Annotated in this window: 19 protein-coding genes and 1 tRNA gene; 10 read left to right on the top strand and 10 right to left on the bottom strand. The window is 68.3% G+C overall.

What is annotated here, in order from left to right; genetic code table 11:
* Positions 1 to 9 precede the first annotated feature (9 nt).
* A tRNA-Met gene (locus tag AC1DHX_RS13110) sits at positions 10 to 83 on the top strand.
* Between the two features lie 97 nt (positions 84 to 180).
* Here AC1DHX_RS13110 and AC1DHX_RS13105 read toward each other — a convergent pair.
* The 3 genes from AC1DHX_RS13105 to AC1DHX_RS13095 all read right to left on the bottom strand — a co-directional run bounded on the left by AC1DHX_RS13105 (position 181) and on the right by AC1DHX_RS13095 (position 4,797).
* On the bottom strand, positions 181 to 1,605 hold the full coding sequence (locus AC1DHX_RS13105; protein ID WP_476900109.1) for a cryptochrome/photolyase family protein: 1,425 nt from the start codon (positions 1,603 to 1,605) through the stop codon (positions 181 to 183).
* 180 nt (positions 1,606 to 1,785) lie between these two features.
* On the bottom strand, positions 1,786 to 2,577 hold the full coding sequence (locus tag AC1DHX_RS13100; protein ID WP_223913934.1) for a PspA/IM30 family protein: 792 nt from the start codon (positions 2,575 to 2,577) through the stop codon (positions 1,786 to 1,788).
* Positions 2,578 to 2,733: 156 nt separating this feature from the next.
* A complete protein-coding gene (locus AC1DHX_RS13095) occupies positions 2,734 to 4,797 on the bottom strand; it encodes a TPM domain-containing protein (protein ID WP_476848766.1) in 2,064 nt (687 codons plus the stop codon).
* A gap of 296 nt (positions 4,798 to 5,093) precedes the next feature.
* Here AC1DHX_RS13095 and AC1DHX_RS13090 point away from each other — a divergent pair, with 296 nt between their 5' ends.
* The 6 genes from AC1DHX_RS13090 to AC1DHX_RS13065 all read left to right on the top strand — a co-directional run bounded on the left by AC1DHX_RS13090 (position 5,094) and on the right by AC1DHX_RS13065 (position 11,685).
* Positions 5,094 to 6,824, top strand: coding sequence for a S1C family serine protease (locus tag AC1DHX_RS13090; RefSeq protein ID WP_476900108.1), 1,731 nt, complete (start codon positions 5,094 to 5,096; stop codon positions 6,822 to 6,824).
* 255 nt (positions 6,825 to 7,079) lie between these two features.
* Positions 7,080 to 7,880 (top strand): electron transfer flavoprotein subunit beta/FixA family protein, encoded by an 801-nt coding sequence (locus AC1DHX_RS13085; RefSeq protein WP_476856727.1) that lies wholly within the window; start codon positions 7,080 to 7,082, stop codon positions 7,878 to 7,880.
* Between the two features lie 16 nt (positions 7,881 to 7,896).
* A complete protein-coding gene (locus AC1DHX_RS13080; RefSeq protein WP_223913937.1) occupies positions 7,897 to 8,847 on the top strand; it encodes an electron transfer flavoprotein subunit alpha/FixB family protein in 951 nt (316 codons plus the stop codon).
* Between the two features lie 4 nt (positions 8,848 to 8,851).
* Entirely contained in the window at positions 8,852 to 9,631 is a 780-nt protein-coding gene (locus AC1DHX_RS13075; protein ID WP_459385285.1) for a PIG-L deacetylase family protein, read from the top strand.
* Between the two features lie 74 nt (positions 9,632 to 9,705).
* Complete coding sequence (locus AC1DHX_RS13070) at positions 9,706 to 10,236, top strand: gluconokinase (protein ID WP_028277966.1); 531 nt, start codon at positions 9,706 to 9,708, stop codon at positions 10,234 to 10,236.
* Positions 10,237 to 10,290: 54 nt separating this feature from the next.
* A complete protein-coding gene (locus AC1DHX_RS13065) occupies positions 10,291 to 11,685 on the top strand; it encodes a GntT/GntP/DsdX family permease (protein WP_223913985.1) in 1,395 nt (464 codons plus the stop codon).
* A gap of 136 nt (positions 11,686 to 11,821) precedes the next feature.
* Here the strand turns inward: AC1DHX_RS13065 and AC1DHX_RS13060 are convergent, their stop codons facing one another.
* The 4 genes from AC1DHX_RS13060 to AC1DHX_RS13045 form a co-directional block, all read right to left on the bottom strand.
* On the bottom strand, positions 11,822 to 12,721 hold the full coding sequence (locus tag AC1DHX_RS13060; protein WP_043436603.1) for an anti-sigma factor: 900 nt from the start codon (positions 12,719 to 12,721) through the stop codon (positions 11,822 to 11,824).
* A gap of 10 nt (positions 12,722 to 12,731) precedes the next feature.
* Entirely contained in the window at positions 12,732 to 13,337 is a 606-nt protein-coding gene (gene sigK, locus AC1DHX_RS13055) for an ECF RNA polymerase sigma factor SigK (RefSeq protein ID WP_223913940.1), read from the bottom strand.
* Between the two features lie 307 nt (positions 13,338 to 13,644).
* Positions 13,645 to 14,112, bottom strand: coding sequence for a tRNA (cytidine(34)-2'-O)-methyltransferase (locus AC1DHX_RS13050; protein WP_026538402.1), 468 nt, complete (start codon positions 14,110 to 14,112; stop codon positions 13,645 to 13,647).
* A gap of 83 nt (positions 14,113 to 14,195) precedes the next feature.
* Positions 14,196 to 15,182 carry a J domain-containing protein gene (locus tag AC1DHX_RS13045; RefSeq protein WP_476848771.1) on the bottom strand — a complete coding sequence of 329 codons (987 nt, stop codon included), beginning with the start codon at positions 15,180 to 15,182 and terminating at the stop codon, positions 14,196 to 14,198.
* Between the two features lie 141 nt (positions 15,183 to 15,323).
* Between AC1DHX_RS13045 and AC1DHX_RS13040 the strand changes: the two genes are divergently transcribed.
* Positions 15,324 to 16,241: a diacylglycerol/lipid kinase family protein gene (locus tag AC1DHX_RS13040; protein WP_476858893.1), complete on the top strand. Its 918-nt coding sequence runs from the start codon at positions 15,324 to 15,326 to the stop codon at positions 16,239 to 16,241.
* 61 nt (positions 16,242 to 16,302) lie between these two features.
* On the opposite strand, the gene AC1DHX_RS13035 is transcribed toward AC1DHX_RS13040, so the two are convergent.
* A complete protein-coding gene (locus AC1DHX_RS13035) occupies positions 16,303 to 16,731 on the bottom strand; it encodes a hypothetical protein (protein ID WP_476858892.1) in 429 nt (142 codons plus the stop codon).
* A 92-nt stretch (positions 16,732 to 16,823) separates the two neighbouring features.
* Here AC1DHX_RS13035 and AC1DHX_RS13030 point away from each other — a divergent pair, with 92 nt between their 5' ends.
* The gene (locus AC1DHX_RS13030) at positions 16,824 to 17,594 is read left to right on the top strand and encodes a helix-turn-helix transcriptional regulator (RefSeq protein WP_476858891.1); all 771 of its coding nucleotides are present in this window, start codon (positions 16,824 to 16,826) and stop codon (positions 17,592 to 17,594) included.
* On the opposite strand, the gene AC1DHX_RS13025 is transcribed toward AC1DHX_RS13030, so the two are convergent.
* Positions 17,536 to 18,537 (bottom strand): DMT family transporter, encoded by a 1,002-nt coding sequence (locus AC1DHX_RS13025; protein WP_476858890.1) that lies wholly within the window; start codon positions 18,535 to 18,537, stop codon positions 17,536 to 17,538. The two genes, AC1DHX_RS13030 and AC1DHX_RS13025, sit on opposite strands and share 59 nt — an antisense overlap.
* Positions 18,538 to 18,688: 151 nt before the next feature.
* On the opposite strand from AC1DHX_RS13025, the gene AC1DHX_RS13020 reads away from it, so the two are divergent.
* Positions 18,689 to 19,930, top strand: coding sequence for a cysteine desulfurase family protein (locus AC1DHX_RS13020; protein WP_230009524.1), 1,242 nt, complete (start codon positions 18,689 to 18,691; stop codon positions 19,928 to 19,930).
* A gap of 8 nt (positions 19,931 to 19,938) precedes the next feature.
* Here AC1DHX_RS13020 and AC1DHX_RS13015 read toward each other — a convergent pair whose 3' ends face one another.
* Positions 19,939 to 21,177: an NAD(P)/FAD-dependent oxidoreductase gene (locus AC1DHX_RS13015; RefSeq protein WP_476858889.1), complete on the bottom strand. Its 1,239-nt coding sequence runs from the start codon at positions 21,175 to 21,177 to the stop codon at positions 19,939 to 19,941.
* Positions 21,178 to 21,203: the final 26 nt, after the last annotated feature.

Raw genomic sequence — 21,203 nt, 5'->3', positions numbered from 1 at the left:
ATCAAGCGACGCGGGGTGGAGCAGTTCGGTAGCTCGCTGGGCTCATAACCCAGAGGTCACAGGTTCAAATCCTGTCCCCGCAACTGGAGAAAGGGTCCGGAACACTGGAAACAGTGTTCCGGACCTTTCGCTTTAAGTCCGCGGTGGCGGGCAACGCCGGCGGCGCCCCCGTGCCGGCTCTCAGCCGTCCTTGAGCCGCTGATAGGTTGCCAGCGCCCGCGCCCRGGACTCGGCAAGGTCCACGATCGGTGCAGGGTAGCCGGGGGCGGCGCTGTCGGCCTTCCAGGGCTCGTGGACGGTTTTGTCATCCAGCGCGGCGAGCTCGGGAATGTACCCGCGCAGGTAACGACCGGCGGCGTCGAACTTCTTGCTCTGCGTGACCGGGTTGAAGATCCGGAAGTACGGCGACGCGTCGGCACCCGAGCCCGCCACCCACTGCCAGTTGGCCGGATTGCTCGCGGCATCGGCGTCCACCAGCGTGTCCCAGAACCAGGCCTCGCCCAGCCGCCAGTCGGCCAGCAGGTTCTTTACCAGGAAGGACGCGGCCGCCATCCGCACGCGGTTGTGCATCCAGCCCGTCTGCCAGAGCTGGCGCATGCCCGCGTCCACCATCGGGTAGCCCGTACGGCCCTGCTGCCAGGCCTGGAGCTCGTCGCCCGACGCCGGCTGCCACTGAAAGCGGTCGAACTCCGGCCGGTAGTTCTGTGTCGCCAGATCCGGATTCTCGTACAGCAGCTGCCAGCAGAATTCCCGCCAGCCAAGTTCGGAACGGWAGATCCCGACGTCGGCCGGCGCCCCCGCCGCAAAGCTGTGGCGCAGCGTGTGCCAGATCCGGAAGGGGCTGATTTCGCCAAAGCGCAGATGCGGGGAGAGCCGGCTGGTGCCCTCGACGCCCGGGACGTCGCGGCCGGTGCCGTACTCTGCGGCCGGGCCGTCCACGAAGTCCTCGAGGCGGCTGAGGGCGCCGGCTTCTCCCGGCGTCCAGGTGTCGGCCAGCCCCAGGCTCCAGTCCGGGCTCCGGGGGAGCAGGCCCCAGCTTTCGAGCGGTTCGCTCGCCGGCAGGCCGCCGCTCTGGGTGCGTGCAGGGCCCGGCAGCTGGTCCGGAGCCGCCAGCGGCTGCCGGGGCTCGGCATCGGCCAGGCAGGCCTTCCAGAACGGCGTGAAGACCTTGTAGGGGCCCCCGCCGCCGGTGCGCACGGTCCACGGCTCGAACATGAGGTTCGCCTGGAAGCTCGTGGCGTTGAGGCCCTCCCCGCCGGCCCAGCTCTTCAGGCCGGCGTCGACGGCGCGTTCAGGGCCGCCGTAGCGGCGGTTCCACAGCAGGGCGTCTGCCGACGTTTCCACCGCGAGGTCCTGGATGACCCGGGCGGCGGGGCCGCGGCGGAGCACCAGCCGCGAGCCAGTGGCCTCCAGCGCGGCGGCCAGGCCGGCCAGGGAATGGTGGAGCCACCACTTCACCGCGCCACCCAGCGGCCGGATGCCGGGTGACTCCTCGTCCAGGACATAGACGACGGTCAGGGGTTGGTGCAGGGCAGCGGCCTCCGCCAGAGCCGGATTGTCATCCAGCCGGAGGTCATCACGGAGCCACACAAGGGTCGCAGACATGGATCCACGGTACACGCGCACCCGCCGCCGCGGGCGCCTGTGCGGTGAGACATGGGGCCATGCAGGGCACAACGAGGGCCGGGCCCCGGCGGGCGATCCTGAGGTGTCAGGTTCGTCCGCCGGAGCCCGGCCCCGGGCCCGAAGCGTGCAGCAGTCCTGCGGAAGCGCCGGACCGGCGGGTCAGAGCTTGTCGAAGTCGGCCTCCTCGACCGTGGAACCGGACTCGGCGCTCTTTTCGCCGGTGCCGATGGCAGCGGGGGCGCCGCCGGACTTCAGCGCTGCCAGCCGGGCTTCGATCTCGGTCTGCTCGCCAAGATCTTCCAGCGAATTGAACTGGGCGTCCAGGCTCGACTCGGCGAGCTCCTGCTGGCCGCGGACCTTGGCTTCCTCGCGGCGGATCTTCTGTTCGAAGCGGCCCACCTCGGAGGTGGGGTCCATGATGTTGATGCTCTTGAGGGCGTCGTGGACCTGGCTCTGGGCCTGCACGGTCTTGGACCGGGCCACCAGCTCATTGCGCTTGCTGGTCAGTTCGTTGAGCTTGCCCTTCATCTGGTCGAGGCCGTGCTTGAGCTTGTCCACCACCTCGGTCTGGGACGCGATGCTCGGCTCGGCGGCCTTGGCCTCGTTCTCGGAACCCATCTGGCGCTGCAGGGCCACCTTGGCCAGGTTGTCGAACTTCTCGGCATCGCCGACGTCGCCCTTCGCCCGGTATTCGTCGGCCTTGCGCGAGGCTGCGAGGGCCTTTCTGCCCCAGTCCTGGGCGTTGCGGACGTCCTCGTTGTAGTCGTCCTGGAGCATGCGCAGGTTGCCGATGGTCTGGGCCACGGCGGACTCCGCCTCCGCGATGTTGTTCGTGTAGTCACGGACCATCTGGTCCAGCATTTTCTGCGGATCTTCGGCCTGGTCCAGCAGCGAATTGATGTTTGCCTTCGCCAGCTGCGCCATGCGGCCGAAAATGGACTGCTTAACCATGGTGTTACCTTTCGTCCTGCTCCGTTGTCTCACTGATTCCAGTGATCGATGATGTATCGCATCTATCCGCTGTCCGGGCCCGTGCGGCCGGCGCGTGGTCTGTCGAGTTTCCTGCTACTGCTTTCCCACTGTGTCCCCTGCGGGGTGGCGAACAGGCTAGAAACTTCCGGAGTCCCCGCCACCGAAGTCTCCGCCGCCGCCAAAGTCGCCGCCGCCCCAGCCGCCGCCGGAGTCATCGCCGCCTCCGCCGCCCCAGCCGCCTCCGCCGCCGCCCCAGCCTCCGCCGCCTCCGCCGTGGAGGATCGAGTTGATGAGGATTCCGCCGAGGATCGCGCCGCCGAGGCCGCCCCCGCCGCTGCCGCCGAACATGCCGCCCCGACCGTAGCCTTGGCCCTGGTTGGCGTAGCCGCCGAATTGGTCGACGTCGGACTGGGCCAGCTGCGCGGCCTGTGCCGCCAGCGCGTAGGCCTGCTGTGCGTACTGCAAGGCCGTGACGGGGTCGGTGCGGGAAATGGAGAGCGCGTAGTCCAGGTTCCGCTGGGCTTCCGCCAGGCGTGTGCGCGCATCGGTGCCTACGCCGCCGCGGCGGGCGGTGATGTAGTCCGACGTCGCGCTGATCTGGGCCTGGGCCGACATGATGCTCTGCTGCAGTGAGGCCTGGGCCCGGCGCGCCTGGTCCTGCTGGTCGCGGATTCCGGCCAGGGACTGGTCGAGTGCCTGGTGGGCCGTGACGACCCGTTCCAGCGTCGCGATCGGATCAATCTTGCCGCCCTGGATTTCCGTTTTGACCTGGGCGAGCGCGGCTTCCGCCGCAGCCACGGGGCCGGCAAGTTCCGGATGGGCGCCGGACTGGATCATCGCCTTCGCCTGGGCCAGGTCCTGCGCGGTATCGACGACGGCGGCTTCGAGGCTGTTGCGTGCCCCGTCGAGGCTGCCGGCCACCTTGGTGATGGCGCCGATCAGCACGTTCGTCTGGTGCAGGCTCTCCTCGGCGGCGCGGACGGCGACCGCGGCGAGGCTGCTTTCACCCGCGGCGAGCTTTTCCTGCGCCGCCGTGGAGGCATTCTGCACGAAGTCGAGACGTTCCTTGGCCTGTTTGATGTTGTCCGCGACCTGGACCAGGGCGCTCTCGGCGTACTTGGCCCGCAGATCGGTCAGTGACTGTTCGGCGGCGGCAAGCTTTGCCTGGGCGTCCGCGGCGCCGGCGCCGACGGCGGCGAGGGCCTGCGGGGCGTTCTTTTCCAGCTCCCGGAGGGAATCGAAATCGGCTTTCTGTTCCTGCAGCGATGCCAGCGCGGCTTCGGAGCGGCCGATGATTTCAACGAGCCAGCTCCGTTGCTGCTCCTCGGTGTCGGGGATGTGGTCGTCAAGCTGCTGCTGCAGCTTGAACGATTCCGTCATGTGGCCCTTGGCCTCCTGCAGAGCCTTGGTGAAATTGCCCACCGCGGCGTCCCCGTATTGGGCCTGGGCGAATCCCAGCTCCTGCTCGCTGGACTTGATGGCGTCATCGGCCTCGATCAGCAGCGAATCGCTCTTCCGGCGCAGCTCGGCCACGCTGAGCCCCGCCAGCGGGTCCGGCTGCCCGCCCTGGGCCCCGGCTGACGCCCCCGAACTTTGCAGGGCCTTCTTCCGGCGGCTGCGCAGGTACAGATACGTTCCCGCACCGCCCACAGCCACGACGCCGACTCCCACGAGGACGGCGCTGCCCGCTCCGGCGCCGGACGGCACCGTTCCGCTGCCGCCGCCCGCCGCGTCGCCCACCGCAGCGGCCGTGTCAATGGCTGCCTGGGCGAAGTCGCGCTTTCCGCCGGCCAGGTTCGGCACGATGGCGTTCTGGACGATGGTGGACGTCTTGGGATAGATGGCGCTGGCCGAGCTGGGGGAGAAGTAGTACTTGCCGTCGTCGGACATGGTCAGGATGACGTCGGCCTTGCCCATGCCCTTGTTGGTCGCGACGGCCTGGGCCCACGCCTTGGGTTCGGCCGGATTCTCGAACGTCTTTGCCGTGATGACGTAGAGGTTGTACTTGTGGTCCTTGAGGAGCTTCTGGATGGCGTCCTGGACTTCGGCCTTGCGGCTGCCGAGCACGTTCGCGCTGTCCACGATGTTCTGCCCGGACGGAATGGCCACCGGATCTTCGGCGAGGGCCGGAGCGGCGGGGAGCGCCAGCAATCCAGCGACGCCAAGGACGGCGAGGAAACGATTCAACTTAGACCGCATGTGCAACCCTTCAGCACTTCTGGGACCGGTTCGGTCGAACCAGCCGTCACAGAAAGCAGCAGCGCCCCCACGCAGATGTAAAGCCGCAGGTCGCTGTGGCATTTCCATTTGATTCTATGGTGCACCCAAAAGGCAGTCCACCTAGGGGAATATGCCACCAGCGAAACGGGCTTAAACTGGGAAACACGGGCCCGCAGGCCGCAAACTGTCCGTTCAGGAACCTCCCAGCAAATGTCCGCTCTAGTGTCAGCCTGAGCGTTCATAGTTATAGGCAGACGAGGACGAAAGGAAGTCTCATGACTGAGAACCCAGTGCCGGGTGTGTCACCGGAGCCGACACAACAGAACCAGGAACCGGCGGGAGTGCGGGAGGGCTCGCCGGAGCAGCCGCATGCCGGCCGCGCGCCTGAGGCGGCACCGGGAAGTCCGGCATCCGAAAGCACGACGTCCGAAAACTCAGTAGCCGGAAGCCCGGCGCCCGAGAACCCGACCCTCCGGCTGGACCGCGCCGAGGACGGCGCGCCGCGTCCGGTGTACCAGCAGCACCAGCCCTCCGCCGCGGATACCCAGCAGATCGGCGCCCCGGCCCAGCAAACCGGCCCGTACGGCGGGTTCTCCCAGTCCGGCCAGGGCCAGCCCGCCCAGCCCGGCCACCCGCCCTACGGCCAGTCCCAGCAAACCCCGTACGGGCAGTCGCCGCAAACCCAGTACGGCCAGGCCCACTACGGCGCCAACCCTTACGGCGGCCAGCCGCAGCCGGGTCCGTCCTACCCTTCCGGCCCCGGCTTTGCGAACGACCCGGCGCACGCCCCCAAACGCAAGGCGGCATTCGGCGTCCCCACCCTCGTGGCCAGCATCGTGGCCGCCGGCCTGATCGGCGGCRGCGTGGTGGCCGGCAGCAACGCCCTGCTGGGCGATCGCCTTTCCCCGTCCGCCGCGAGCAACACGAGCCAGGCCGGTCCGGTGATCGTCAACAACAGGGAAGACGTCAACGCCATCAGCGCCGCCGCGCTCAAGGCTTCCCCCAGTGTGGTGACCATCAAAGCGACCAGCGGCAGCGACGGCGGCACCGGCAGCGGGATCATCCTCGACACCCAGGGCCATGTGCTGACCAACACCCACGTGGTGACGCTCGACGGCAAGGCCGCGAACGCCACCATGGAGGTCCGGACGAGCGACGGCAAGGTCTACTCCGCGAAGATCGTCGGTACCGACCCGCTTTCCGACCTCGCCGTGATCAAGATCGACAACCCCTCGGGACTGGTCCCGGCAACTCTCGGTGACTCGGGCAAGCTGAACGTCGGTGACACCGCCGTCGCCATTGGATCGCCGCTGGGACTTACCGGCACAGTCACGGACGGTATCGTCTCAACCCTGAACCGGACCATCAGCGTGGCATCCTCGGCTGCGCCGAAGGGCGGTGCGGACAACTCCCAGGGCGGTGACCAGGGCTTCCAGTTCGCGCCCCCCGGCGGCGGCGAGACTCCGAGCACCGCGGATCAGGGATCCATCTCGATCAACGTCATCCAGACGGACGCGGCCATCAACCCGGGTAACTCCGGCGGCGCGCTGGTGAACACCAAGGGCGAAATCATTGGCGTCAACGTCGCGATCGCCTCCGCCGGCGGCGACGCGGCCAGCGGAAGCAGCAGCGGCAACATCGGCGTGGGCTTCAGCATCCCCATCAACAACGCCAAGCGCGTGGCCCAGGAGATCATCAGCGCCGGCAAAGCCACCCACGGGCAGTTCGGGGTCAGCGTGAAGCCCAAGGCCGCAGGCTCGTCCTCCTCCGGGTTCTCGGTGGGCGCGGAGGTCGCGACCGTCGAGTCCGGCTCAGCCGCAGACAAGGCCGGCATCAAGGTCGGCGACGTCGTGACGAAGTTCCAGAACCTGACCATCAGCGATCCCAACCAGCTGACCGCGGCGGTGCGGGAACAGGCCGCCGGGGCCACGGTCAAGGTGACGGTGCTGCGCGGCGGCCAGCTCAAGGACGTCGACGTGACGCTCGGCGCCGCAGCCGAGCAGTAGAGCTGGGCGAAAGCAAACAGCGCAGCTGTAAATCAAGGCAGCAGCAAACAGGCCGGGCGGCACCGAAAAGGTGCGGCCCGGCCTTTGCCGTCCCGGGCCAGTTCACTGACACAGACCTTAACCCTGGCCGCGCTGCCCGGCGGCTATATGGTTAGCTAGGAACAGCCCGGCTGCCGGGCATTCCGTGGCCATGACCCCGTCAGGGGCGGCTGTCCACCCGCATGGAAGGCTGCTGTAGACACAGTGGAAGAAACTCTGAAAATCATTGTGCTGGTCAAGCACGTCCCGGATGCGCAGTTCGACCGCCACCTCACAGGTGAGGCCAACACGGTGGACCGCTCCGAAAGCATCCTGTCCGAACTGGATGAATACGCACTGGAAGCTGCGCTGCAGCTGACCGAGGCCCGCGGCGGAGAAGCGGCCGGCAACAAGGTCATTGCGCTGAGCATGGGCCCGGCCGGGGCAGTAAATGCGGTGAAGAAGTCCCTCCAGATCGGCGCCACGGAAGGCGTGCACCTCAGCGATGAGGCCCTGGCCGGTTCGGATGCCGCAGCCACGTCGCTGGCGCTGGCCGCCGCGATCCGCCACCTGGGCGCGGACGTCCCCGCGGACCTCATCCTCACCGGAATGGCCTCCACGGACGGCGAGACCTCGCTGGTCCCGGCACAGCTCGCTGAGCGCCTGGGCCTCCCACAGGTAACCTTCGCCGCGTCCCTCGAGCTCGACGCCGGCAAGCTCACCGCCCGCCGCGACGGCGACACCCACGCGGACACCATCGAGGCCACACTGCCGGCCGTCGTTTCCGTCACCGACCAGATCAATGATCCGCGGTACCCGAACTTCAAGGGCATCATGGCGGCAAAGAAGAAAACCATCACCACCTTGAGCCTTGCCGACATCGGCGTGGACGCGGCCCAGGTGGGCCAGACCGGTTCCTGGACCGCCGTCGAGACCGCAGAGGCCCGCCCGCCGCGGACGGCCGGCACCATCATTACCGACGAAGGCGACGCCGGCATCCAGCTGGTCGAGTTCCTGGCCGCCCAGAAGCTGCTCTAAAGGGGATTATCCGAACATGGCAAAAGTACTCGTTTTCATCGACAACCCCGGTGCGGCGCTGAAGAAGTCGAGCCTGGAACTGCTCACCATCGCCCGGTCCCTGGGCGAGACCGTCGCCGCCGTCAACGGCGAACTGCACGACGACGCCGCCTCGACCCTGGCCGCGTACGGCGCCCAGGCACTGTACCGCCCGTCCGCCACGGACCTCGACGACTACCTCGTCGGACCCAAGGCGGCATTCCTGGCCGCGGCCGCCGCCGCCGCCGGTGCGGGCGTGGTCCTGGCCGAGAACTCGGCCGAGGGCAAGGAAATCGCCGCCCGGCTCGGCATCAGGCTCGGCGCCGGCGTCATCACCGACGTCGTAGCCGTGGATCCCGACGGAACGGCGCACAAGTCGGTCCTGGCCGGGTCCTACACCAGCGCCGCGAAGGCGGTGACACCCGTTTCCGTGCTGACCGTGAAGCCCAACAGCATCACGCCCGAGCCTGCGGTCACCGGCACGGCGCCGGAGAGCATCACTGTCCAGGTTCCTGACGTGACTGCGGCTGCCGCGCGGGTTACGGCGCGCACCGACAAGCCTGCCAGCGGACGCCCCGATCTGTCCGAGGCACGGATCGTCGTGGCCGGCGGCCGTGGCGTGGACGGCAACTTTGGTCCGCTGGAGGAACTCGCCGACGCCCTCGGCGCAGCCATCGGAGCCTCGCGGGCTGCCACGGACGCCGGCTGGATCGGCCACGACGCGCAGATCGGCCAGACCGGCAAGACCGTCGCACCGCAGCTCTACATCTCCGCGGGCATTTCCGGAGCCATCCAGCAGAAGGCAGGCATGCAGACCGCGAAGGTGATCGTGGCCGTGAACAAGGACGCCGAATCGCCGGTTTTCGAGATCGCGGACTTCGGCATTGTGGGCGACCTCTTCCAGGTCCTGCCGCAGGCCACCGCCGAAATCAAGAAGCGCAGAGGCTGACCGCATGAGCACCACCGCCGTCCCGGCACAAAGCCCGTTCGACCCGGAGACCACCCGGATTGAGCGGGTGCTTTGTTTCACGGCCCACCCGGACGACATCGATTTCGGCGCAGCCGGCACGGTTGCAGCCTGGACCGCCGCCGGAGTCCAGGTCAGCTACTGCATCATGACCGACGGCGACGCCGGCGGCTTTGATCCGGAGCAGCGCGAGGAAATTGTGCGGCTGCGCGTTGCGGAGCAGCAGCGCGCCGCCGCCCTGGTCGGCGTCACGGACATCCATTACCTGCACCAGCGTGACGGCTACCTCGAACCCTCGCATGAGGTGATGCGCGAGGTGGTGCGCCTGATCCGGCAGCTCCGGCCCGACGTCGTGCTCTCCATGCATCCGGAACGCAACTGGAACCGGATCCAGAAGAGCCATCCGGATCATCTCGCCGTGGGGGAGGCGGTGACCCGCGCCGTGTACCCCGCGCTGGAAAACCCGTTCGCATACCCGGAACTGGCCGAGTCCGGGCTGGAGGCCTACAAATTGCCCTGGCTGTGGCTCTTCGCCGGGCCGGAAGAGCGCGAAAACCACTTCGTGGACGTCACCGGGCATGTGGAGAGCAAGCTGGCCGCCATCCACATCCACGTCAGCCAGCACCCCGACGTCGACGCCATGGAGCGCACGGTCCGCGCCCTCATGCTCGGCACCGGGGCCCGGGCCGGACTTCCCGCCGGGCGCAGCGCCGAGGCCTTCCATGTCGTAACAGTCAACGGCCAGGGGACCATCGCCGGTTTCTAGTGTTGCTGCAGCACAACCTCTGCCATATGCTGGCCTCTGTTTAAATCATATTTATTGATGGAAGGCAGACTTTGATGGCGAAGACTGCGCAACACCCCGTTCTTGTGATCATGGGCGTCTCCGGATCCGGCAAATCAACTGTCGCGGGACTTCTGGCCGGCAGGCTGGGCTGGGACCTGGCCGAGGGCGACGACCTGCACCCCGAATCAAACGTGGCAAAGATGCACGCAGGACAGCCGCTGACCGACGAGGACCGGTGGCCTTGGCTCGAAAGCATTGCGGACTGGATCCGGGCCCACACCGGCGCCGGGAATCCCGGCGTCGTGACCTGTTCGGCGCTGAAGAAGCGCTACCGGGACGTTCTGCGCGGCGAAGGGGTGGTTTTCGTGTTCCTCGAGGGATCACGGGACAAGATCTCCGACCGGCTGGCCTCCCGCCACGGGCACTTCATGCCCCCGGCCCTGCTGGAGTCCCAGTTCGACGCGCTCGAAGCCCCCACGGCAGACGAAAACTTCATCTCCCTGTCCGTCTCCGCAACGCCGGCGGAAGAAGCGCAGGAAATCATCACCCGACTTAATCTCGACGCCGCCGACGCCAGGCCCTGAGCCTTCCCGCGTTTCGCCGCGACCAAGGAATTTTTTGTGAAATCACTGATAGCAATGCAGCTTCCGGCTGCCGTTGAGGCCGGGACCGGCGTCAATACCCAACTACTGATCATCGCGGGTCTGGGCATCGCCCTGCTCGTGGTCCTGATCGCCAAATTCAAGTTCCATCCCTTCCTGGCCCTGATTCTGGGGTCAGGATTCGTCGGCCTCGCTGCCGGTGTGGAACCGGCCAAGGTGATCATCAACTTCGAGGACGGCGTGGGCGGCGTCCTGAAGGAAGTCGGTCTGTTGGTCGCCCTCGGCGCGATGCTGGGCAAGCTGCTAGCGGACTCCGGCGGCGCGAACCGGGTGGTCGACACCCTCCTGGCAAAGGCCACCGGAAACAAGCTGGTCTGGTCCATCACGCTCGTAGCCGTGATCATCGGCCTGCCGATGTTCTTCGAGATCGGGCTCGTCCTGCTGCTGCCGGTGATCGTCCTGGTCACGCAGCGCTCCAAGATGCCCCTGATGCGCATCGCCATCCCGGCGCTGGCCGGCCTGTCCGTGCTGCACGGGCTGGTGCCGCCGCACCCGGGACCGCTGATCGCGATCAGCGCCGTCAAGGCTGAACTGGGCACCACCCTGGCCCTCGGCATCCTCATCGCCGTCCCCACGGTGATTATCTGCGGCCCGCTCTTCTCCCGCCTGGCGGCCCGGTGGGTCCCGGTGGGTGCCCCCGCCGTGGCCGGCGGCGTCGATACCGTGCACGGCGCGGACATGGAGGGCGTCAAGCGCCCGCCGAACTTCACCGTCACGCTGTTGACCATCATCTTCCCGGTGGTCCTCATGCTGCTCAGGGCCGTTGTGGACATCATCTGGCCGGACCCCAAGACGGCCCCCGCGATCCGGATGTTCTTCGACTTCGTCGGGCAGCCGCTGGTGGCGATGACCCTGGCCGTCCTGCTGGCCATGGTGACCTTCGGCTACGCCGTGGGCCTCAACGGCGCCAAGATTACGAGCAAGATCGCTGCCAGCCTGGGCCCGATCGCGGGGATCATCCTGATTGTCGGCGCAGGCGGCGGCTTCAAGCAGACGCTGATTGGCGCCGGCGTGGGTGACTCGGTGAAGGCCTGGGCCGAGGGGACCAACATGTCCGTGCTGGTGCTCGGCTTCATCGTGGCCGTTGCCCTGCGCCTGGCGACAGGCTCAGCCACCGTCGCCACCGTGACGGCCGCCGGCATCGTGGCACCGCTGGCCAGCTCGCTGTCGCCGACGCACGCCGCCCTCCTGGCCCTCGCGATCGGCGCGGGCTCGCTGTTCTTCTCGCACGTGAATGACGCCGGGTTCTGGCTCGTCAAGGAGCTGTTCGGACTCACTGTGGGCCAGACCTTCAAGACCTGGTCCGTCATGGAAACCCTGATCTCCGTGGTGAGCTTCGGCCTGGTCATGCTGCTCTCGCTGGTCATTTAGCCGGGCGGGAAGCCGGCTTGCCGGGACGTCCGCCGGCCACAGCACAAAGCCGCCCGGGCCTTGAGTCCTTCTACGGAAGGAGCCAAGGCCCGGGCGGCTTTGTGTGTGCGGGTGGCTTGCTGTCTCCTGCGGGTGGCTAGGCGTCCAGCGGTGCGGCGGCGACGGTCGGCAGGGTAGGCGACGCGGATCCGCCTTCGGGCTCCACGGTGATGCCCAGCGCGGCCGCGGAACCGATGCCCTTGACCACCGCGGGCTTGGACAGGGCTTCAGCGTCCATGAGGCCCTGCGAGACCGGGGCCGAGCCGTCCTTGGGGATCAGCCACATCTGGTAGACCTTGCCCACGGGCGGGGCCGGGACGCCGTTCATTTTGACGACGGCGGCATCCTTGGACGGGGAAATCGACACGGTGGCGGTGCCGCCGCCGTTGACGTCGACAGTAGCCTGGCGGACGTCGCTGGCCTGCATCACCTGATTTAGGGGATCGTTCTGGTTGGCCACGTAGGCTCCGACGCCCACACCGCCCAGGGCGATCACGGCTGCTGCGGCGACGCCGATAAGCCAGTTCCGCATGCCCTGCGGGCGGCGGCGCTCTTCCCTGCGCTGGCGGGCCGCACCGAGTTCGTCGGTGGCGGGCAGCGCGGAGCCGTCACGTACCGGATGCGGCAGCACCGGCGTCGCTTGCGGACCCGTGCCGGGAAGCGGCACTGCGGCGGGGGACTGCGCTGCGGCCTGCTCTGCTGTCTGCGCAGGCAAGGATGACATGATCCGGTCCAGCAGCCCGGGCGGAGGCTCTTCCTCTGCGGTGAAGCTGGTGGCCAGGGTCTCCCGGGCCTGCCGGACCCGCTCGTTGAAGGCAGCCCTGTCTGCTGCCGGTGCGGAGGCGAGGAACTGCTCGATTGCGGCGCGTTCGGCGTCGTCCACGGCGTTGAGGGCATAGACCTCGGCAAGGTCCACCACGCGGCCGGACGACAGGTCGGTGGCGATCTCGGCGGTGAAGCCGCCGGGGAGGCGGTTGTTGTTCTCATGTGCGTTCATATCGGTCAATTCAGCTCACCCCCAAGCAGGTCTTCAGTCGGATGAGTCCATCGCGGATGCGGGACTTGATGGTAGGTACCGCGGCATTCAGCCGCTCGGCCACTTCCCGGTAGGTGAGGCCGCCGTAGTACGCCAGCCGGACGGACTCCTGCTGCGTATCGGTCAGCGTCTCCATGCACCGGACCACGGCCTCGGCCTCGAGCCGGCTGCCGACTTCGTCCGAGACGGAATCGTGGTCGATCTCCTGGCTGCTGGCACCGTATCTGGCTTCGCGGTCGGTGGCGGACTGCGAGGACCGGACCTTGTCAACGGCGCGTCGGTGCGAGATAGTCATGAGCCAGGCGAGCGGACTGCCGGCGGCGGGATTGAATTTGGCGGCGTTCTGCCAGACCTGCAGGAAGACTTCCTGGGTGGTGTCCTCACTGAGTTCGGTATCGATCAGGACCCGGCGTGCCATGCCGAAGACGCGCCTGGAGGTGAGGCTGTAAAATTCCGCGAACGCCGTCTGGTCGCCCTGGGCAATCAGTGCCAGCAGGCTGCTGAGCCGGCCGTTGATGTCGGCTGAGGTGTCCGCCGGTGCGGCGGCCTCGGGGTTCGGGGCATTCGGAGTTTCCATCACTCCCAAGCATAGGGCGCTTGCAGCCCAACGCGGGCCAATCGGTGCGGCATGCGTCGAGGGGCCGTCCCCTGCCACGCGGGCAGAGGATCTGTCCAGATGTACTGTTCTCACCTGCCGCTCCTCGCTCCCTTCCGTTTCTCCGCACTAGGCCCGGTAGACACAATGTGAGTGGGCGGATTGGTGTCCGCCTTCAGAAGTGATTCGGTGCGCCCCGGCATCTGGATGGGCGTGCTGCGCGGGAATTCTTTCCCGCGGGCCGCCCAGGGGGCCGCCGCACGTCCTGGCGGGCCTTCGCGGCGGACCGCTACAACTTGGCCCCTGCGAACCCGTTCTGGCGCCACGCCTCGTAGACGGCGATGGATGCCGCATTGGCCAGGTTCAGTGACCGGAGGGCTGGGAGCATCGGCAGGCGCACCCGGGACGTCACCCGGGGACTGTGTTTGACTTCCTCGGGCAGGCCTACGGATTCAGGACCAAACAGGAGGACGTCGCCGGCACGGTAGCGGATGTCTGTGTACGTGGTCTCGCCGTCGGAGGTGAAGGCAAATACCCGTTCCGGCTCGAGAGCGGCCCACGCCGCGTCGATGTCCGGGTGGACGGTCACGACGGCGAGGTCGTGGTAATCAAGGCCCGCCCGCCGGAGTTTGGCGTCGGAGAAGTCAAAGCCCAGGGGCTCCACCAGATGCAGTTCGGCCCCCGTAATGGCAGCCAGCCTGATGGCGTTTCCCGTATTGCCGGGGATTTCTGGGGTGTGGAAGAGGATGCGGAACACCGTCCCATCCTAGCGAGCCGCCGGCGTCGAACGCGCCTCGGGCCTTCCCTCCGCCGGGGCGCAGGGGAGCGCCCGGGCGGAATCTAGTGCATTCCGCGCAGCAGGCGGGCCAGCACGGGAACGTTGACGGTGTTGGGCGCCGGTCCCGAGCCGAGGAACAACTTCAGGCCGCGGGCCAGGCCCGCGGCGTTGACCACCTCGACAAGTCCCGAGCCTTCCCCGTACCCGCTTCCCTGGCCGCCGGGGGCGCGGCGGTGCCGGTCGATGACCGGTTGATGCAGATTGCCGTCCGTGCTGTGGACGACAATCCAGCCGGTGACATTGAGTTCGGGAAATATGTCCTGCATCCGGCGCACGATGTGGCCCAGCTGGGGCGGGGCGACGGAGCGTCCGCCGTGGGTCAACGTGCTGCCGTTCCATGCGTAGGCACCCGGCGGCAGCAGCATGGATCCGACAATCGCGAGACGGTACCCGGCAAGGACCGCGTGGTCGATGTGGCTGTTGTCCGCCGGGGACTGCAGCCCGTTGACAAGGCGCGCCGCCGGGATGGTGGTCAGGATCTGCCTGCTGATGAGCTGCACGGTGCGCATCTCGCGTTGGATCCGGGCTTCGGCGCCGAAGATGCCGCGCTTGCGGGGCATGCCGTGGACCTGCTGCCGGGCCACGCTGGCGGGAATCAGCGGCACTGCCGACCCGCCGTCAAACTGCTCGAACGGGGGRACGTAGACGGGTGGATCTGCGGCCGTATTCCGCGGCGTGTTCGGCCGGCGCACGTTGGCGGAGGCCCGGCTGCCCGCGGCGGGCGCGTCGAAGTGGGCGCCCTCATCGCCGGCGGGAGACGAATACGCGCCGCCGGATGCGCTGCCGTAGGAGCGGTCGTAGTCCGCGCGGCGCTTGGTGTCGATGAGGGTCTCGTACGCGAGCGTGACGCGCCGAAACGCTGCAGGGTCGCCGCCATGGTCCGGGTGGGCGGTCCGGGCGGCCTTGCGGTACGCGACTTTGATGTCCTTCTCCGTCGCCGTCACGGGGATCCCGAGGACCTGGTAATGYGAGCTGCTGCCCTGCGTCAAACAGAGATCCTTTTCGTTGATGGTGCCGGCGGTGGGAATGCCGGACCGTTCGTGGGCGTCCGGCGTGCCCAGTTTAACCGGCTGGAGGAATAACGACTGCGTGCACAGGGATGGTTCCCGGCGGCTGGCATAATTCAGCGCATGYTGATCGCCGTCGCCGTCAACCCGCGCGCATCCTTTGGCCGGGCGCGGCACGCCGGCCAGGACGCGGCGGCGTACTTCCGTGCAGCCGGGGCGGAGGTCCTGCTGCTGTGCGCGGACAGTTATGCCGGGCTCGCGCAGGCAGTTGAGGATGCGCTGGAGTCGGGCGTGGATGCCCTCGTGGTGGTGGGCGGCGACGGCATGGTCCACCTCGGGCTTAACGCGATAGCAGGTGCAGGTGCCGGAGCAGGTGCCGGTGCCCGCCGGCGGGTTCCACTGGGCATCATTCCCGCCGGGACGGGCAACGACACGGCCCGTTCGCTGGGCCTGCCGCTGCACGACCTCCCGGCGGCCTGTGAACGGGCCCTGGAGTCTTTGGCCGGCGGCGGCCGGATGATTGACGCCGGCAGGATCACCGCCGGAGGATCCTCCCGCTTGTTTGCGGGCGTGGTCTCGGCCGGGTTCGATGCCGCAGTCAATGAGCGGGCCAATGACTGGCGCTGGCCGCGCGGCAAGATCCGCTACCAGCTCGCCATGCTGCGGGAACTGGCGTCGTTCCGGGCCATCGATTACACGGTGACTGCCGACGGCGAGAAGTGGCAGCAGGGCGCCATGCTGATTTCCGTCGCCAACGGCCAGTCGATCGGCGGCGGGATGAGGATCGTCCCGGGAGCCGCCCTTGATGACGGCTACCTGGACCTCTTCATTGTCAACCGGCTGTCCCGGACCCGGCTGCTGGCCGTGTTTCCCAAGGTCTTTGCCGGCAAGCACGTGGGCCACCCCGCCGTGCAGCTTCGCCGGGTCCGCACCGTGGAACTGTCTGCCGGCAATATCGTGGCCTACGCCGACGGCGAGCGGATCGGGGCGCTCCCGATGACCATTGAGGTCGTTCCGCGGGCCGTTTGCGTCCTGGCGTAGTGGCGTGGCCCGGCGTCTTCGCCCAGCTGCCGGGACCAGTTGCCGGGACCCGCCGTCTGGCCTAGCTGCCTGGCGTCGCGGCCGGCACGGCCTTGCGCGGGGACAGCCTGTTCAGCGCCAGGGCACCCACGAGCAGCCCGAAGTCACGCAGAGCGACATCGTAGAAGCCGCCGAGGACGATCAGGTTGATGATGATGCCCAGCAGCCAGGCGGCCACGAGCACCGATCCGAAGCGCGGGCGCACCGCCACCGCCACGCCGGCGACGATTTCCACCACGCCAACGATGTACATGATCGTCTGGGCCGGCAGCGGGACCACCTGGGTCACCACGGGGGCCAGGTACATCGTCCAGTCGGTCAAGAGGTTCGTAAACTTGTCCAGGCCGAACAGGATCGGCGCAACCGTAAAGACGGTCCGCAGCAGCAGGAAGGCCTGACGGTCCGCCGTGAGCTGCTGTGCGGGAGTGGCGAGGGCTGGGGAAACTTTCATGGCATTGCTCCTTCTAAAAATGGATATCTCGATTTTAGAGGGCCTAGCAGTGATTAAGCAATGATTCTTGTTTTTAGAGATATTCTGGTGTCATGACCAAGCTTCCGTGGAACCACAGGCTGGCGGCGGTCGCGTCGCTGGGAGACGAGAGCCGCAGGAGGCTGTTTGACTTCGTCGCCTCAGCGGCAGATGCCGTTGGCCGGGACGATGCCGCGCAGGCCGTGGGCCTGGCGCGGAGCACTGCCTCGTTCCATCTGGACCGGCTCGTGAAAGACGGGCTGCTGGCCGTGGAGTTCCGCAAGCTCGGAGGGCGGGAGGGCCCGGGGTCCGGCCGGCCCGCCAAGCTGTACCGGGCCGCCGTGGATGAGGTCGCGGCCTCGGTGCCCGATCGCCACTATGATCTCGCCGCCGAGCTGCTGGTGTCCGCGATCGAGGACGCAACCAGCGGCGGCGGTTCGCCGCGGGAAGCCCTGCTTCGGGCTGCCCGCACCCGGGGGCAGTCGGCGGGTGAGTCGGCAGCCCGCGCAGCCGGCCGCGAGCCGGCGGGGGCCACCGGGGCGGGGCCTGCGGACTCCGCCGGCAGCCCCGATGGCGCCGGCCCGTTCGAGGACTTCCTGGCGGGGCAGGGCTATTGCCCGGCGGACGACGGCGGCGGGGGACTGGTGCTGCTGAACTGCCCGTTCCATCGCCTCGCCGCCGGGCACGCAGACGTGGTGTGTGCCATGAACGGAGCCTTTCTCGGCGGGGCCTCAATGGCCCTGGGGATCGAACCGGGCCGGATCGAAGCGCTCGCCATCGAAGATCTCAGGGAGCAGGGCGGCGCGCGGCCCGGGCAGTGCTGTGCCCGTATTCTTCCATCGTGACCGGACTGCCTGCGTGAGCCTGCCTGCCTGAAGCGGCGGCGGGCGGCCCGGCTTGGGCCCTGCCGCTGGGGTGGCCGGCGTTGCGGGCCTGGCCCTTGATTCCGGTCAGCAGCACGCCGGCGATCACCAGGAGGCCGCCTACGATCTGCACGAGGGTGAGCGGGGTCCCGAACAGCACGGTGATGATCGCGGTGAAGACCACCATCAGGTTGAGGTAGTTTCCGGCGGTCCCGGACGGGGTGGTTTTCAGTGCCAGGTTCCAGAGGAGATAGGAACCAAGGGACGGGAACAGGGCGATATACGCCATCGACCAGCCTTCGGCCGCGGTATCGGGAAACCGCACGTTCATGGCGAGAGCAAACGGCGCCAGCGTCACGGTTGCGATCACCACCTGCACCGCTGTGGCCGCGATGGGCGGCACATCCAGCCGGCGGGCAACGATGGTGTAGAAGCCCCAGACGATGATCGCGCCAATCATCATGAGCTCACCGGTGTTGATGGCGAGGCCGACCACGCGGGCCAGCTCGCCCTGGGTCAGGACCAGCAGCCCACCCAGCAGGCCAAGGCAGATGCCGAGCCAGCCCAGCCGTGTGGTCTTCTCACCGAGCAGGACGATCGCCATGACCACAATGAGGGCCGGGTTTGCGGCCGTCACCAGCGAGGCGTTCATCGCGGACGTGAATCCGAGCGCGCCGTAGAGCAGCAGTGTGTAGCCGCTCATGCCCAGGACACTCAGCAGCAGAAGCACGGGCCAGCGGCGCAGCACCGCGCCCCAGTCGGGCCGTTCAATGAGGTGGGCCAGGATCAGCAGCGGCACGGCGGCCAGGCTCCAGCGCCAGAAGGTCAGGTCCAGCGGTGTCATTGAGGCTCTGGCGGTCTGTCCGACGACGAAATTGCCGGACCAGAACAAGGTGGCCAGCACAAGGCAGAGTGGCGCTTTCACCGCTTGAATGTACACCAGCCCCGGGTGCTTCACTGTGCCCTTCACTGTGCCTCCGGCCGGTGCCTTCGCCCTGACACTGTGCCTCTGCCCTGAGACTGTGCCTTCGCCCTGGCACCGCGGCAGCCCGGGCGCACGCAGGTAGAATTGGGCTGTGCCTGTCTACCTCGATCACGCCGCCACCACCACCCTCGCCCCGGAAGCGCTGGCCGCGCTGACGCGCGAACTGGCCCGGACCGGCAACCCGTCCTCGCTGCATGGATCGGGCCGCCGTGCCCGGCGCTCCGTGGAGGACGCGCGGGAAGTACTCGCGGCGGCCGCCGGCGCCCATCCCTCGGAGGTCATCTTCACCTCCGGCGGGACCGAGGCGGACAACCTGGCGGTCAAGGGCCTGTACTGGGCCCGCCGTGCCGAGGACCCGGCGCGGACCCGCATCCTCTGTTCCGCCGTCGAACACCACGCGGTGCTGGACACCGTCGAATGGCTCGAACGGCATGAAGGCGCTGACGTGTGCTGGCTCCCCGTGGATGAGGCGGGCGTCGTGGACCTGGCCGTGCTCGAAGCCGAGCTGTCCCGGGATCCGGGCTCGATCGCACTGGTGAGCGTCATGTGGGCCAACAACGAGGTCGGCACCATCCAGCCCGTCGCCCGGGTTGTGGAACTGGCACACGCCGCCGGCGTACCCGTCCACTCCGACGCCGTCCAGGCCTTCGGCTCCCTGCCCGTTGACTTCCGCGGGACGGGCCTGGACGCCATGTCCGTCTCCGGGCACAAGATCGGCGGACCGGTCGGCGTGGGCGCGCTGATCCTGGGCCGGGCGGTGAAGCTGACCCCGGTGCAGCACGGCGGCGGGCAGGAACGCGACGTCCGCTCCGGGACGCTGGACACCGCCTCGATCGCCGCGTTTGCCGCGGCCGCCGAGGCCGTTGCCGCGAAACTCCCCGAGGAAGCCGCCAGGATCGCGGCCCTTCGGGACCGGCTGATTGAGGGGGTCCGTGCGGCCGTCCCCGAAGCCGTCCTGCGGGGCGCCCCGGGCCCCGGGCGGTTGCCGGGCAATGCGCATTTCACGTTCCCCGGCTGCGAAGGGGACTCGCTGCTGTTCCTGCTGGACCTCGCCGGCGTCGAATCCTCCACTGGCTCCGCCTGCACCGCCGGTGTTCCGAGGCCCTCCCATGTGCTGCTGGCGATGGGCCTGGACGAGGACACGGCGAGGGGGGCGCAGCGATTTACGCTCGGGCATTCCTCAACCGACGCCGACGTCGATGCCCTGCTCGCGGCGTTGCCGGGCGCCTACGCGCGGGGCCGCCAGGCCGGCATGGCCGGGCATGAGTCCAGCATCCAGACCGCCGGAACGGTCGCGCGCGAGGCCGCCCGTCAGGCTTCCGGCAGGAGCTGATCCAGGAGCTAATCCAGGAGCTGATCCAGGGGTACCGAGGAATCGGCAAGCAGGTCCGGGCTCACGGCGGTGCGGGCGTTGATGAGCGCCTTGATCGCCTTCTGCGGCTTGGCGGCGCGGGGCCAGTTGACATTCATTCCGGCGATCACCTGGCCTTCGCGCTGCCAGAAGGCAATGAACTCCTTGTCCGCAAGCGAGCCGCGGATGACCGGCGGGCCGGCAACGAGCGTCGGGAAGCCCGAGTACTCCATGCTGACGTCGTACTGGTCCGTGTAGAAGTAGGGGATGGTGTCCAGCGTGGCGTCGAGGCCGAGCATCGCCTTGGCTGCCACCTTGCCGCCATTGAGGGCATTGGACCAGTGCTCGCTGCGGTGGTGTTCCCCGGTGAACGGGTGCAGGGCGTTGGCGACGTCGCCTGCGGCGAAGATCCCGGGCGCCGAGGTCCGCAGCGACGCGTCGGTGAGGATGCCGTTGCGGATCCCGAGCCCGGCCGCCTCGGCCAACCCGACCTCCGGCACAACGCCGACGGCGATGACCACGAGGTCGGCGGGCAGGACTTCGCCCGAGTCGGTGACCACTGCCGTCGCCCGACCAAACCACCCCTGAATCTCGGCAGCGGACGCCGGAAGCCTGAACCGTACCCCGTGGGCTTCGTGCAGCCGGCGGAAGAAACCGCCCAGGTCCGGGCCAATCGCCGCGCCCAGCGGCACGTCCTCCAGCCCCATCAGGGTGACGGTGTTTCCAAAGGTGCTGGCGGCAGCGGCCAGTTCCATCCCGATCCAGCCGGACCCGACCATGACCACGTGCAAACCGCCGCCGGCAAGGCGGGCGTGCAGGCGCCGGCTGTCCTCGACCGTCCGGAACGTGCTGACGCCCTCGAGCCCGCTGCCGGGCAGCGGGATGGTCCTGGGCCGCGCTCCCGTGGCAAGCAGGAGCGAGCCGTACTCCAGCCGCCGCCCGTCATCCAGAACCACAGCCCGGGCAGCCGGGTCCAGCGCCGTGACCTGGACGCCGAGCCGGAGGTCGACGTCGTTCGCGTCGTACCAGTCCTCGGGCACCACAGGGAGGGCGTCGTCGCCGGCCTTGCCCAGCAGGTACTCCTTGGACAGCGGCGGGCGCAGGTACGGCTGGTGGGACTCGGCGGCCACCAGCACCACCGGACCGCTGAAGCCCTCCGCCCGCAACGTTTTGGCGGCGGTGGCGCCGGCCAGCCCGCCGCCCACGATCACGATGTTCCCGACAGCCATGTCCGCTCGATTCCCGCGTCGGCGCT

The sequence above is a fragment of the Arthrobacter sp. 05N33_2 genome (assembly GCF_056397425.1).
The sequence above is the reverse complement of the archived record's forward strand: the minus strand, read 5'-3'. Positions and strand labels throughout refer to the sequence as shown.